This is a genomic window from Duganella aceris, assembly GCF_011090165.1.
Taxonomy (GTDB): Bacteria; Pseudomonadota; Gammaproteobacteria; order Burkholderiales; family Burkholderiaceae_D; genus Rugamonas; species Rugamonas aceris.
The window spans coordinates 1-13,367 of record NZ_JAADJT010000019.1; the positions used below are offsets into that span (position 1 = coordinate 1).

At 63.8% G+C, this 13,367-nt stretch carries 12 protein-coding genes and 1 rRNA gene; 3 read left to right on the plus strand and 10 right to left on the minus strand.

Annotation, left to right across the window (positions count from 1 at the left end; genetic code table 11):
* The first annotated feature begins 3 nt into the window (after window positions 1-3).
* Window positions 4-116 (plus strand): 5S ribosomal RNA (rrf, locus tag GW587_RS28755).
* 154 nt (window positions 117-270) lie between these two features.
* Entirely contained in the window at window positions 271-1,206 is a 936-nt protein-coding gene (locus GW587_RS28760) for an exopolyphosphatase (RefSeq protein WP_166108338.1), read from the plus strand.
* A gap of 36 nt (window positions 1,207-1,242) precedes the next feature.
* Here GW587_RS28760 and GW587_RS28765 read toward each other — a convergent pair whose 3' ends face one another.
* Window positions 1,243-2,499, minus strand: coding sequence for a nitronate monooxygenase (locus tag GW587_RS28765; protein ID WP_166108339.1), 1,257 nt, complete (start codon window positions 2,497-2,499; stop codon window positions 1,243-1,245).
* Between the two features lie 154 nt (window positions 2,500-2,653).
* Window positions 2,654-3,139, minus strand: a complete 486-nt coding sequence (locus tag GW587_RS28770) for a YajQ family cyclic di-GMP-binding protein (protein ID WP_166108340.1) — start codon at window positions 3,137-3,139, stop codon at window positions 2,654-2,656.
* Between the two features lie 128 nt (window positions 3,140-3,267).
* Here GW587_RS28770 and murB point away from each other — a divergent pair, with 128 nt between their 5' ends.
* Window positions 3,268-4,290, plus strand: coding sequence for a UDP-N-acetylmuramate dehydrogenase (gene murB / locus GW587_RS28775; RefSeq protein ID WP_166108341.1), 1,023 nt, complete (start codon window positions 3,268-3,270; stop codon window positions 4,288-4,290).
* Between the two features lie 96 nt (window positions 4,291-4,386).
* Here murB and ppnP read toward each other — a convergent pair whose 3' ends face one another.
* Genes ppnP through GW587_RS28815 form a run of 8 tightly spaced genes read right to left on the minus strand, consistent with a single transcriptional unit; the run spans window position 4,387 to window position 13,361 of the window.
* Window positions 4,387-4,701 (minus strand): pyrimidine/purine nucleoside phosphorylase, encoded by a 315-nt coding sequence (gene ppnP / locus GW587_RS28780; RefSeq protein ID WP_166108342.1) that lies wholly within the window; start codon window positions 4,699-4,701, stop codon window positions 4,387-4,389.
* 14 nt (window positions 4,702-4,715) lie between these two features.
* Window positions 4,716-5,765, minus strand: coding sequence for a diguanylate cyclase (locus GW587_RS28785; protein ID WP_166108343.1), 1,050 nt, complete (start codon window positions 5,763-5,765; stop codon window positions 4,716-4,718).
* Window positions 5,766-5,783: 18 nt separating this feature from the next.
* Window positions 5,784-6,851 (minus strand): chemotaxis-specific protein-glutamate methyltransferase CheB, encoded by a 1,068-nt coding sequence (gene cheB / locus GW587_RS28790; protein ID WP_166108344.1) that lies wholly within the window; start codon window positions 6,849-6,851, stop codon window positions 5,784-5,786.
* Window positions 6,848-9,148: a hybrid sensor histidine kinase/response regulator gene (locus tag GW587_RS28795; RefSeq protein ID WP_166108345.1), complete on the minus strand. Its 2,301-nt coding sequence runs from the start codon at window positions 9,146-9,148 to the stop codon at window positions 6,848-6,850. Before GW587_RS28795 ends, cheB begins: the two co-directional genes overlap by 4 nt.
* The gene (locus GW587_RS28800) at window positions 9,145-9,831 is read right to left on the minus strand and encodes a chemotaxis protein CheW (protein WP_166108346.1); all 687 of its coding nucleotides are present in this window, start codon (window positions 9,829-9,831) and stop codon (window positions 9,145-9,147) included. Before GW587_RS28800 ends, GW587_RS28795 begins: the two co-directional genes overlap by 4 nt.
* A 12-nt stretch (window positions 9,832-9,843) precedes the next feature.
* The gene (locus GW587_RS28805) at window positions 9,844-11,091 is read right to left on the minus strand and encodes a CheR family methyltransferase (protein WP_166108347.1); all 1,248 of its coding nucleotides are present in this window, start codon (window positions 11,089-11,091) and stop codon (window positions 9,844-9,846) included.
* Window positions 11,088-11,534, minus strand: coding sequence for a chemotaxis protein CheW (locus GW587_RS28810; protein WP_166108348.1), 447 nt, complete (start codon window positions 11,532-11,534; stop codon window positions 11,088-11,090). The genes GW587_RS28805 and GW587_RS28810 overlap by 4 nt, the downstream gene beginning before the upstream one ends.
* A 12-nt stretch (window positions 11,535-11,546) precedes the next feature.
* On the minus strand, window positions 11,547-13,361 hold the full coding sequence (locus GW587_RS28815; protein WP_166108349.1) for a methyl-accepting chemotaxis protein: 1,815 nt from the start codon (window positions 13,359-13,361) through the stop codon (window positions 11,547-11,549).
* Between the last annotated feature and the right edge of the window lie 6 nt (window positions 13,362-13,367).

Genomic DNA, 13,367 nt, shown 5'->3' on the forward strand with positions numbered 1-13,367 from the left:
AAGCTTGATGACCATAGCAAGTTGGTCCCACCCCTTCCCATCCCGAACAGGACCGTGAAACAACTCTGCGCCGATGATAGTGCTGCAACCAGTGTGAAAGTAGGTTATCGTCAAGCTAGTTATTAGAAAAAGCCCCTTCCGGTGATCCGGTCGGGGCTTTTTTGCGTCTGGCGCGGATGTGACTTAATGCAACGGGACATCACAATTTCTGTGCAGACACGCCGTTGGGTTGTATCATTAATCAGTGTCCAATCCACCTGAGGTAACTCCATGGCAGAAGCAAAAAAGTATCGCTTGGTGACGCGCAGCGATTTTGATGGTTTGGTGTGCGCGGTGCTGTTGAAGCACCTGGACATGATCGATGAGATCCTGTTCGTGCACCCCAAGGACATGCAAGACGGTAAGATCGCGATCAGCGATAACGACATCACGACCAACCTGCCATTTGTTGCCGGCGTCCATATCGCGTTCGATCACCATTTGTCGGAAACCATCCGCAATACGGGCGAGCGCGCGAACCACGTGATCCATCCGGAGGCGCCGTCGGCGGCGCGCGTGGTGTACGACTATTACGGTGGCCAAAAGGCGTTCCCGGCGTCCTGGGACGGCATGATGGCGGCGGTCGACAAGGGCGACGCCGCGCGCTTCAATGAGCAGGAAGTGCTCAATCCAGAAGGCTGGGACTTGTTGAACTTCCTGATGGACGCGCGCACCGGCCTGGGCCGCTTCCGCGAGTTCCGCATCTCGAACTACAACCTGATGATGGACTTGATCGACGCCTGCAAAAACCATACGATCGAACAGATCATGGAGTTGCCGGATGTGAAGGAGCGCAAGGAGCTGTACTTCGAGCATAGCGAGAAGTGCAAGGAACAGATCCGCCGCTGCGCCAGCATCCACAAGAACCTAGTGGTGCTGGATCTGCGCAACGAAGAGGTGATTTTCGCCGGCAACCGTTTCATCATCTATGCGATGTATCCGCAGACGAATATTTCGATCCACGTGCTGTGGGGCTTGAAAAATCAGAACACGGTGTTCGCCACCGGTAAGTCGATCCTGAACCGCACTTCGAAGACCAACATCGGCGCGCTGATGCTGGAATACGGCGGCGGCGGGCACGAAAACGCCGGCACCTGCCAGGTCGACAACGAGCGCTCCGAGGAGGTCCTGGAGGCCTTGATCGCCCGCATCAATTCGGAAGGTTAAATAAGAAAACGGCGCTCACTGAGCGCCGTTTTTGATTCAGACCTCTTCTTTTTCAGGAAGGGCGATCTGGTCGTCCACGCTGAACTGGTAATCCTTGAAGACGTGCTCCGCCGTCAGCAGCTGATACTCGCCGTCGGCCTTCTTGTGCGTGGTGTCCTTCAGGCGATAGGTGTAGTGCCCGCAGGTCCAGCAGTTGAAGTTGCGCATGTGCGTGCACAGGCAGGTCTTGTCCATCACCACCACGGTTTTCTGCTCCGGATGCGCCGCCACCTCGCGGTTGTACGAGTTGATGTAGGCGCAGTTGCCGGTCGCGTCCAGCAGGTAGCCGTAGGACTCGCAGCCCGGACGGATGCCGGCGCCGATCGCCGGCGTGTTCTTCAGCATGCGCATCGGGTAGCCGGTCGGCGAGACGCCGTTGACGATGATGTCCTCTTCCGACGCCTTGTAGTACTCCTGCTTGACCTTGGCCGGCAGACCGCATTCGTTGGTGACGGTGAAACGGGTCGCCACCTGCACGCCGGCCGCGCCCGCTTCCAGGAAGCGCACCGCGTCGCTGCCGGTGAAGATGCCGCCGGCCGCGATCAGCGGAATGTCCAGGTTCTCGGCCTTCAGGTAGGCCAGCAGTTCCTGCGTGATCGCCATCAGGTCGTATTCGGCCCAGTCCATGCCGAAGCCGAGGTGGCCGCCGGCCAGCGGGCCTTCGACGATGATGAAGTCGGGCAAACGGTCCAGCTTGGCGTTCTTGCGCAGGAAGATCTGCAGCGCGCGCACCGACGAGACGATGATGCCCAGCTTGGCTTCGCGGAAGCGCGGGTGGTCGGCCATCAGCGCGAACGAGCCGAAGTGCAAGCCGGCCGACAGGGTGATGCCGTCGATGCCGGCGTCCAGCGCCGCGTTCAGACGGGTGCGCAGGGTCTCGCGCGGGCCGTTCATGGTCAGCTTTTCCATGCAGTTGACGAAGATCAGGCCGGGGCCGGTCTTGGCCGCCATGGTGGCGCCGATGTGGCGGCGTTGCGCGTCGGCCAGGCGTTCCAGGTCGAACTGCACCACCGACTTGTCCGAGTTGTTGATGTTGAACTTGTAGAGCTTGGTCTTGTCCTTGACGAAGCTGGTGTCGAACTTGCGGTCCGAGACGTCTTCCACCATCGCATCGGAGATGTGGCCGATGCCGCCGAGGCGGGCCGCTTCCAGCGCTAATTCAGACGTCGAAATATCCACACCCATTCCGCCGACCATGATGGGCACATACTCATTTTTGCCAAATCGCAGGCGGAAATCATCAACACGTTTCATTGCTATCCTTAGACTACCGAGGTTGGGGCCGGACGTGCCGGCGCATTGCGGTGAAGCGATCGCGCGGTAGTGCGCATACATGGAGCTCCGTTTAATTCTACTCCATGTGTACTACCGCTCTGTGACGGCGCGGGCGAGGCCGCGCGCGCGGGGATCAGTCGCGGAAGTTGTTGAATTCCAGCGGCATGTCGGGCACGTCCTTGCGCAGCATGGCCATCGCGGCCTGCAGGTCGTCGCGCTTGGCGCCGGTGACGCGCACGGATTCGCCCTGGATGCTGGCTTGCACCTTCATCTTGCTGTCCTTGATGACGCGCACGATCTTCTTCGCGTCTTCGGACTCGATGCCGTTCTTGATCTTGATGACCTGCTTGACCTTGTCGCCGCCGACCTTCTTGATGTCGCCGTCTTCCAGGAAACGCACGTCGACCTTGCGCTTGGCCAACTTGTTGGTCAGCACGTCGCGTACCTGTTGCAGCTGGAATTCGGAATCTGCAACGACGGTCAGTTCATTTTCCTTGTGCTCGACAGATGCGCCGGTTCCCTTGAAATCGAAACGAGTGGCGATTTCCTTTTGAGATTGCTCGACGGCATTCTTCACTTCGATCATATCGGCTTCAGAGACTACATCAAACGACGGCATGGCTATTTCCTTTTCGTACACTGCATCAAAGTCTGACATTTTAACGGACAACCGGCCCGTCGCCGCCATACGGGCGGTGGTTTTTTGTGTGTTTCCCTCTATAATCGACAAAATTTCTCGGTTTTCCCATGTCCTCACAGCCCACTCCCGACTTCCCCCTGCAATCCCTCAACACCTTCGGCATCGCGGCGCGTGCGCGGGCGTATCTGCGCGTCACTGAAAGAGAGCAATTGCTCGGCGTTTTTGCTGATCCCATATGGGCTGCTTCGCCGAAGCTGGTGTTGGGCGGCGGCAGTAATTTTCTGTTGACGCAGGACTATCCGGGGCTGATATTGCACATCGCGCTACAGGGCCGGGAAGTGGTCGGCGGCGACGCAGACTTCCATTACGTGCGCGCGGCGGCCGGCGAGAACTGGCACGACTTCGTGCAGTGGACGCTGGCGCAGGGCATCGGCGGCCTGGAGAATTTGTCGCTGATCCCGGGCACGGTGGGCGCGGCGCCGATCCAGAATATCGGCGCTTACGGGCTGGAGACCAAGGATGTGTTCCACTGCCTGACCGCGTTCGATCCGGCCAGCGGAAGCACGCGCGAGATGGGCGCCGCCGAGTGCCGCTTCGCCTACCGCGACAGCGTCTTCAAACAGGACGATGGCCGGCGATTGATCGTGCTCGATGTGACCTTCGCGCTGCCGAAGGCGTGGCGGCCGAACCTGCGCTATGCGGAGCTGGCGCAGGCGCTGGTGGAGCAGGGCATCGCTGAACCGAGCGCGCGGCAAGTGGCCGACACGGTGATCGCGATCCGCCGCCGCAAGCTGCCGGATCCGGCGGTGATCGGCAACGCCGGCAGCTTCTTCAAGAATCCGGTGGTCGGCGGCGCGCAATGCGCGGCTTTGCTGGAGCGCTTCCCGGCGCTGGTGCATCACGCGCAGCCGGACGGCACGCAGAAGCTGGCGGCGGGATGGCTGATCGATCAGTGTGGGTGGAAGGGCAGGAGCCTGGGCGCGGCGGGCGTGTACCCGAAACAGGCGCTGGTGCTGGTGAATAACGGCGGCGCGACCGGTGCGGAGGTGGTCGCGCTGGCCGAGGCGATACAGGCCGACGTCCAGGCGCGCTATGGTGTGCTGCTGGAGCCGGAGCCTGTGTTCATCTAGCGAGGTGTCAGTGCCGACATTCGGACACGAGCTCAACCGTAGCGGCCGCTACGGTTGAGCTCGTGTCCGAATGTCGGCACTGACACCGAAGTTGGTTTAGCCGAAGTGGCAGACGTAGTCGAGCGTCTCCACCGTTTCGATGTCGAAGCTGGTGTTGCCGCCGACTTTGAACTCCTGGCCCGCGCCGTAGGTGTTCCACTCGCTGGCGCCGGCCAGGCGCACCTTGCACACGCCACCGACGATTTCCATGATCTCCGGCGCGCCGGTGTTGAAGGTCAGGCTGGAGGGGAAGATGACGCCGACGGTTTTCTTGCTGCCGTCCGCCAGGATGACGCTGTGCGACACGCACTTGCCGTCGAAGTAGATATTCGATTTCTTGACGACGCTGACTTGATCGATTTGTGCACTCATGCTGCGGTTTTTCCTTAGTTCGATTCGGATGTGAGACCGGGCAGGTCGGCCGCGTTCACCACGCGGTTGCGGCCGCCGCGCTTGGCGGCGTACAGGGCCCGGTCGGCTTGCTGGATCAGCTCTTCGACATTGGACGCCGGCGACGGCACCATGCTGGCCACGCCGATCGACATGGTCACCGAGGAGAGTTCCGTATTCGCCTGCGGGTTCTCGATCGCGAGCTGTTCCAGGTGTCGGCGGCATGACTCGGCCACGATCAGCGCCCCAGTCAATTGAGTCTCCGGCAGGATAATCGCGAATTCCTCGCCGCCGTAGCGCGCGGCCAGGTCGGCCGGGCGCTTCAGGTGTTCGGTTAACACGGCCGCCACTTTCTTCAGGCACAAATCGCCCGCGAGATGGCCGAAGCTGTCGTTATACATCTTGAAGAAGTCGACGTCGCACAGCAGCAGCGTCAAGGGCTTCTTGTCGCGCTGGCCGCGCTGCCATTCGATGCGCATGGTGTCGTCGAAGCGGCGGCGGTTGGCGATGCCGGTCAGGCCGTCGAGCGCCGCCAGCTTTTGCAGTTCGATGTTGGCGTCGGCCAGCTGCTTCTGGCTCTCGCGCAGGAAGCGGAAGGCCTGGTCGCGCTGCAGACGGCTGATGTGCGCGGCCGAGTGGTAGCGCACCCGCGCCAGCAGCTCCAGCTTGTCCGGCAGCTTGACCATGTAGTCGTTGGCGCCGGTGGCGAAGCTGTGCGCCTTCAGCTTCGGATCCTCTTTCGCCGACAGCACGATCACCGGCACGTTGCGCAGCGCCTCGTCGTCGCGGTACAGCGCGATCAGGCCGAAGCCGTCGATCGAGGGCATCACCAGATCCTGCAGGATCACGGTCGGCTGCAACTGCGCGGCGGTATCGAAGGCCTTGGTGGCGTCGGTCACGTAGTGGAATTCGATGTCGGACTGGTCGCTCAACATGCGGCGCACCGCTTCGACGATGATCAGCTGGTCGTCGACCAGCAGCACCCGCACTTTAAAGACGGGCAGCGTATTTTCCGGATCGGCGGGGATTGCATGTGCTTCGGACATCGGTATTCTCTATGTAAGTCAGGCGCGTCCGCCCAAAGCGCTGCGCAAGATCGGTCCGATCTTCGACAGCGGTAATATCATCTGCGCCGCGTCCAGTTCGGCGGCGGCGCGCGGCATGCCGTACACCGCGCTGCTGGCCTGGTCCTGGGCGATGGTGGTCTGGCCGGCGCGGCGCATCGCCAGCAGGCCTTCGGCGCCGTCGCGGCCCATGCCGGTCAACAGCACGCCGATCGTCTCGCCCTTCCAGTGCTGCGCCACACAGTGGAAAAACACGTCGACCGACGGGCGGTAGGCGTAGTCCTTCGGATTGGCATCGTAGCGTAAGCGATAATTTTGATCCAGTGTTAAGTGGTCGTTGCTCTTCGCGATCAGCACCGTGCCGGCCACCAGCTCGTCGCCTTCCTCGGCGGCGCGCACCGGCATCTCCAGCTGCTCGCCCAGCCAGCGCGCGAAATTATCGGCGAAGTGCTGGTCGATGTGCTGCACCACCACGATGGCGCAGCCGCGCGGCGGGATCCAGCCGGCCAGCATCTTCGACACCGCCACCGGGCCGCCGGTGGAGGCGCCGATCGCCAGCAGCGAGGTGACGCGCTCCGGCGCGTCCGGCGCGGCGGCGTGGCCGTTGCTGCCGTTGCTGACATTGCTGCCGTTGTTGTTGGCGGCGGTGCGCGGCATCATCGCCTGGTTGCCGCCGCTGTGGCGTATCAGCTTGTCCATGGTGCGGATCTTGGCCAGCAATTCGGCATCGCCGCCCGGTTGGCCTTGCAGCACCGGGGTCGCAGTCACGTCCAGCGCGCCGGCGCCCAGCGCGCGGAACACCTGGTTGACGTTGTCCTGCGGCCGGCCGGTCACCACCAGGATGGCGCACGGGCTTTGCTCCATGATCACGCGGGTCGCCTCCACGCCGTCCATTTCCGGCATGTTCAGATCCATCAGGATCAGGTCCGGCCGGTTGTCGGCGCACATGCGCACCGCTTCCGCGCCGGTGCGGGCGATCCACAGCACCTGGTGCTCGGCGGTGCTGGCAACCACGCGCCGCAGCGCCTCGGCCGCCATGGCGACATCGTTGGCGATGGCGATCTTCATCTACGTGCGTCTCCAATCAAATCACTGACCGCGTCGAGCAGCGTCTCGTCGTGGAAGCTGCCCTTGGTCAGGTAGTAGTCTGCTCCGGCCGAGAGTCCGCGCGCGCGGTCCTCCGGCCGATCTTTGTAAGAGACTATCATGACTGGCAGTTTATGTAAGTGAATGTCTTTCTTTATAAGAGTCACCAGCTCGATGCCGTCCATGCGCGGCATGTCGACGTCGGTGATCACCAGGTCGTAGTCGCCGCTGCGCACCACGTTCCAGCCGTCGATGCCGTCGATCGCGATATCGACCAGGAAGCCGCGCGCCATCAGCAGCTTGCGCTCCATTTCGCGCACCGTCAGCGAGTCGTCGACCACCAGGATGCGCTTGGTCTTGCGGCGTTCCGCCTGGTCGGACTTGGCCAGTTGATGCAGGCCGCCTTCGTGCAGCAGCTTGTCGATGGATAGCAACAGGTCGGGCACGTCGAGGATCAGCACCGGCTCGCCGTCGTCGAGCAAAGCGGCCGAGGAGATGTCGCGCATCTTGCCGAAGATCGGGTCGATGGCCTGCACCGCCAGGCTTTGTTCGCCGCGTATCGCGTCCACCACCAGCGCGTAGCGCCGTGCGCCGCTGCCGATGACGACCACCGCCAGCTCGGCGCCGCCGGCGTCGCTCTCGCCCAGTTCCAGCACCTGCGCCGCCGAGACCAGGCCGAGGTGCTCGCCGCCGAAATCGAAGAACTGCTTGCTCTCCAGCGTGTGGATGGCGGACTGCGGCACCTTGATCACGCGCTCGACCTGCACGATCGGCACGGCGTAGGCTTCGCCCTTGACCTCCACCACCAGCGCGCGCACGATCGATTGCGTCAGCGGCAGCGTGATGTAGGTGCGGAAGCCGACGCCCAGTTCCGATTCGATGCGCACCGTGCCGTTCTGCGAGCGGATGGTTTCGTGCACGATGTCCAGGCCGACGCCGCGCCCGGAAATCTCGGTGGTGTTTTCCTTCAGGCTGAATGCGGGCAGGAACAGGAATTCCATCAGCTCCGCCGGCGACAGCGAGGCCGCCATCTGCGCGCTGGCCATCTTGCGCTCGATGACGCGGGCGCGGATCTTTTCCAGGTCGACGCCCTTGCCGTCGTCGCTGATCTCGATGCTGAGCATGCCGGCGCGGTGCTTGGCCTCCAGCACGATGGTGCCGGCGCCGGGCTTGCCGGCGGCGATGCGGTCGATGGACGCGTCCATGCCGTGGTCGACGGCGTTGCGCAGCATGTGGTTGAGCGGGCTTTCGATCTTGGCCAGGATGTCGCGGTCGACCAGCGTGTCTTCGCCGACGATCTGCAGCTGCACATCCTTGCCCAGGTTGCGCGCCAGGTCGCGCACCATGCGCGGGAACTGCTGCACCCCGTCGCGGAAGGGGCGCATGCGCATGGTCAGCACTTCGTCCACCATGCCTTGCGAGACCGCCAGGATGCGGCGCTCGTAGGCTTCGATGTCGGCGATGTGCTCCAGCACGAACTGCTTGAGAGGGTGGGTCTTTTGCAGCGCCAGCAGGGTCTTCTCTTTGAGGTTGGCGTCGTCGCTGTTGGCGATGGCCTCGTGCAGTTGTTCGATCAGCGAAAACAGGCTGCTCTGGTTACGCTTGAAGCGCTGCATGCTCTGGATGAACGGGTGCATCTGGTGCGCGTTGATGCGCGATTCGCTGGCCAGCGACAGCAGCTTGTCGAAGTTCTGCGCGTTCTTCATCGGCGCGGCGGACAGGCGGGCGGCGCCGGCGGCCGGCGTATCGTCCGGCGCGGCCGAGGATTGCGCGGCGATCGGCAGTTCGCCGTAAGGGAAGGCCGGCGCGGCGGACGGCGGCGGCTTGCGCAGGCCGGCTTCGGCTTGCAGGTCGATCGGTTCGGGCAGGAAGGCGATGCTGGCGATCGAGTCCAGCGTGCTCTTGATTTGCGTCGAGTTGGCGCCCAGCCAGGCGTCGACGCCGTTGTCCTGCAGGCGCGACAATTGCAGGATCAGGTCGACACCGGCCAGCAGTACGTCGACCCGGTTCGGCGTCAGCGCCAGCTTGCCGTGCTGCGCGGCGATGAAGGCATCCTCCATGCCGTGCGCCAGCTGTACCACCACTTCCAGTCCGACGATGGCGGCCGCGCCCTTGATCGAGTGCGCGGCGCGCATCATCGATTCGACCGCGCTGGCGTCGTCCTTCAGACGCTCCATCGCCAGCAAGCCGTCGGTCAGGACCTGGGTCTGGCTGTCGGCCTCCATGCGGAACAGGTCCAGCATGGAAAACTGGCTCAGGTCTCCATTATCTACGCTCATCGCAGCGTCCTCGCGAGTTGGTAGCCGATCAGCGCTTCATCCAGTACGCCGATGTGCATGTCGTCATGCGATATCACGCCGGACAGGAAGCGGGACAGGCCCTTGTTGATGGTGGCGGCCGGCGCCTGCACCGATGCGGTGGCGTAGCGCAGGATGCCGTGCAGGTCGGCCACCGGCAGCGCGTAGGCCTGGTCTTCCCATTGCGTCAGCAGCACGCGGGCGAAGGTGTGGCGGTTGGTGGCGGCTTCGCCCTCGCTTTCGTCGATGCCGAGCAGGTCGGCCAGCGACATGCAGGGATACAGCGTGCCGCCGACGTTGACGATGCCGCTCAGGCCACGGCCGTTGCGGTGCGGCAGGCGGTGCGGCTTGGCTTGCGGCGCCACCGAAACGAACATCCGCGTCGGCAGCGACAGCCATTCGCGGCCGATGCGGAACACCAGGCAGGAGGCGTCCAGCTGGTGGGTGTTGGCGGCGGCCTGGCGAAAGTGCGCGGCCCAGTCCTTCTTGTAATCGTCGCCGACCAGGCGTTGCAAGTTGCGCTGCGCGGCGCCGGCGTAGACCTCGCAGTTGCGGCAGTGGACCACCTGCTCCAGCTTCGGGCAACTCTGGTCGCCGACCACGCCGATGCGGTTCCAGCAGTCGTCGATGTCGATGATGGCGATGGGGGAGGTGATAGTCGTCATAGATGGTCGCCCTTATGCTTGCTGGCGTTTGTAGATGCGCGCGGCGCGGGCCTTGAGCGCGGCGGCGCCGGCGGCGTCGTTGTTGGCTTCGGCCAGCAGCGCCAGGTGGCATAGCGCTTCGTAGTGGTCGGGTTGCAGGTAGATGCAGCGCTTCCAGTAGTCTTCGGCGAGCTTGAGTTTGTTGGTCAGTTCGTTCAGCAGGCCGAGGATGAAATAGGCTTCGGCCGATTCCGGATGTTGCGCCAGATGGTCGCGGCATTTGCCTTCCGACGCCTTGACGTCGCCCAGGTCGGCCAGGCGGCGCGCTTCGGCCAGCAGGTTGACGGCGGGAGAGGGCGCGGCGGCGGGCGCGCTTGCTCGCGGCTCGGCGGGCCGCGTCACGTGTGTGGTCGGTGGCGCGGCCGGCGCGGGTGGCAGGGCGACGCGCGGCGCGGTGGCCTTGGGCCGCAACGGCGCGGCGACGACGGCCGGCTTGCGCGGCGTCGCGGCGGCTTCCTTGACCACGCCGAAGGCCTGCGGATACTGCAGCGGTGAGAAGCCGTGCTGGCAGAACGACGGCACCTCAGCGTAACCGGCGAACAGCTGGCCGTCGTTCGCCAGCAAGGCCTCCAGCTTGGCGATGGCGGCCTTGGTGGTCGGCTTGTCGAAGTAGATCAGCAGGTTGCGGCAGAAGATCACGTCGTAATAGCCGGTGCGCGCGCTCAGGTCGAATTCCAGCAGGTTGCCCTGCTTGATGCGCACCTGCTTGCGGATCGCTTCCGAGACGCGGTAGTCGTCGTCGCCGATATGGCTGAAATGGCGGTCGCGGAAGCCGAGATCCTGGCTGCGGAAGGCGTTGCGGCCGTAGATGCCGCTCTTGGCGCGTTCGACGCAGCCGGGGCTGATGTCGAAAGCGTCGATGATGTAGCTGCCGCTGGCGATGCCGGCATCCGACAGCACCATCGCCATCGTGTACGGTTCCTCACCGCCGGCGCAGGGAATGGTCAGGATGCGCACCAGGCGGTTGCCGTCGGCGGCCAGGCGCGCGCGGACGAATTCGGCGGCGGCGTGGAAGGCTTGCTGGTCGCGGTAGAACCACGATTCCGGCACCACCACCAGCTCCACCAGCGCGGTCAGCTCCGCGGGCGTCATCTGCTCCAGGTATTGGTCCTGGTTGGCGGCGTCGGTGCGCTCCATGCGGTTCTTGATGGCGCGGTCGACGATCGACTTGGACAGGTTCAAGCCGGTGGCCTTGCGCAGCATGGATTGGGCGGGGGTCATGATGCCTGGAATAGCAGGGCGCGCAGCGATTCGGGCAGCAGCTGGTCGAGTTCCACCAGTTGCAGCATGCCTTGCCGGTCGCTGGCGACCTGGCCGAGGAAGGGCGCGGCGCGCACGCCGCTGTCGCTCAGCTGCGCTTCGTTCACGTCCTGCACGCCCAGCACCCGCTCGGCGCGCAGGCCGAGCAGATGGTCCGTGCCTTCCGGCGCGTGGTAGTCGGCGACGATGATGCGGGTGTCGAAATGGTCTTCGCCGGAAGGCATGCCGGCGGCGCGGCACAAGTCGATAACGGGCACCGACTGGCCGTGGAAGTCCATCAGCCCCGCCACCGAATCAGGCGCCAGCGGCACGTGCTTGAGTTCCAGCAGCGGCAGCACGCGCACCACGTCGCGCAGGCGCAAGCCATAGCGGTCGGCGCCGATGTGGAAGACGAGTAGTTTCATCGCATGCTCCGCTTACACCGCGACCGCGAAATTGGCGACGCTGGTCTGCAGATCGCCGGCCGCGTACTGCAGCTGATGCACCGCTTCGCTGGTGGCCTTCAGCGATTCGACGGTCTGCTGGGTGGCGTCGTTCAGCTGCATCATCGTTTCCGAGATCTGCTGCGCGCCGACCGCCTGCGACTGCATCCCTTGCAGCACCACGTCGAACTGCGGCGCCAGCTTTTGCACCTGGTCCATCACGCCCGACAGCTGGTCGGTCACCTGGCGCACCTCGCCGACGCTGCGGCGGATCTCCTCAGAGAATTTGTCCATGCCCATCACGCTGGCCGACACCGCCGACTGCATCTCCTTGAGCATCTGCTCGATGTCCCAGGTGGAGACCGAGGTCTGGTCGGCCAGGCGGCGGATTTCGGTGGCCACGACCGAGAAGCCGCGTCCCGCCTCGCCGGCCTTTTCGGCCTCGATGGCGGCGTTGAGCGACAGGATGTTGGTCTGGTCGGCGACCTTGGTGATGGTGATCAGCACGCTGTTGATGTTGGAAGCCTTTTCCGACAAGGCGGCCAGCTTGGCGTTGATCGAATCGGTCGCGGTCACCATGTGCTGCATGGTGCTGTCCATGCGGCGCAGGTTGTTCTGCGCGTCGGCGGTGGCGTTGGTGGTGTAGTCGGCGACGGCGGTGGCGTCCTCCATGGTCTTGAGCAGCTGCGAGGTGTTGGCGGAGATTTCCTTGGTGGTGCTGAGGATCTCGACGCTGGTCTGCGCCTGTTCGATGCCGGTCGCTTCCTGCTGCTTGGCCGAGGCGGCGATTTCGGTGGCGGAGGTGGTGACCTGGATGCCGGCCTTCTGGATGTTGTTGAGCAGGGCGCGCAGGTTCTCGAACATGCGGTCCAGGCCATGCGCCAGCTGGCCGATGGCGTCGCTGCCGGAGACTTCAACCTTGCCGGTCAAGTCGCCCGAGGCGGCTTTCGACACCACGCCGAGCAGCGAATCGACCTTGGACTTGAGCAGATTGGTCTCGGCCAGTTCGCGCGCCTGGTTGTCCTGGATGGCCTGCGCCATGCGGTTGAATTCGACGGTGACGTTGCCCAGTTCATCGGCCGACAGCACTTCCGCGCGGGCCGACTGCTCGCCGGCCGCGATCTTGCCGACGGCGTAGGTCAGGTTGTTCAATGGCGCCAGCAGCGAGCGCACCAACAGCCAGGCGACGATGGCCGACAGCGCCACGCAGGCGCCGCCGCCGGCGATGAGCACCATGCGCATGGTTTCCTGCAGCCGGTCCGACGCCGTCGAGCGTTCCGCCAGCAGCTTGCGTTCCTCGGCGGTGGCTTCGGCCATGAATTTGTAGATTTCGCTGGACGCCGTATTGACGCCGGCCAGTTGCGGCGTGCGGCCCATGGCGTCGGCCGCGCCGACCTTGTCGCCCAGTTCCTGGCGCATCTTCAATTGCGACGCGATGATGTCGTTGGCCCAGGTGTTGATCATGCCCTCCAGCTTCTTGAAGCGGGCGACCTGGTTGGGATTGTCGCTGGTGAGCTTTTGCAGGATGCCGATGGTGGCCGGCAGGTCGGCCAGCTCCTTGTGCGTGCGCTCTAGGCGGGTCTGGTTGCCGGTCAGGTAGTAGCCGCGCGCCTCCACCTGCACTTGCAGCAGGTCGAGCCGCAGATTGTCGATGGCCTGAATCACCTCCATCGTGTGCCTGTCCCAGCCATTGGCTTCGGACAGGCTATTGAAGCGGTTATACGCGATGGACAACAGCACCAGAATGATGGCGAGGATGGCGCCGAAACTCAGGTACAGCTTCTTTTTGATGCTCAGGTCTTTAAACATTTATTC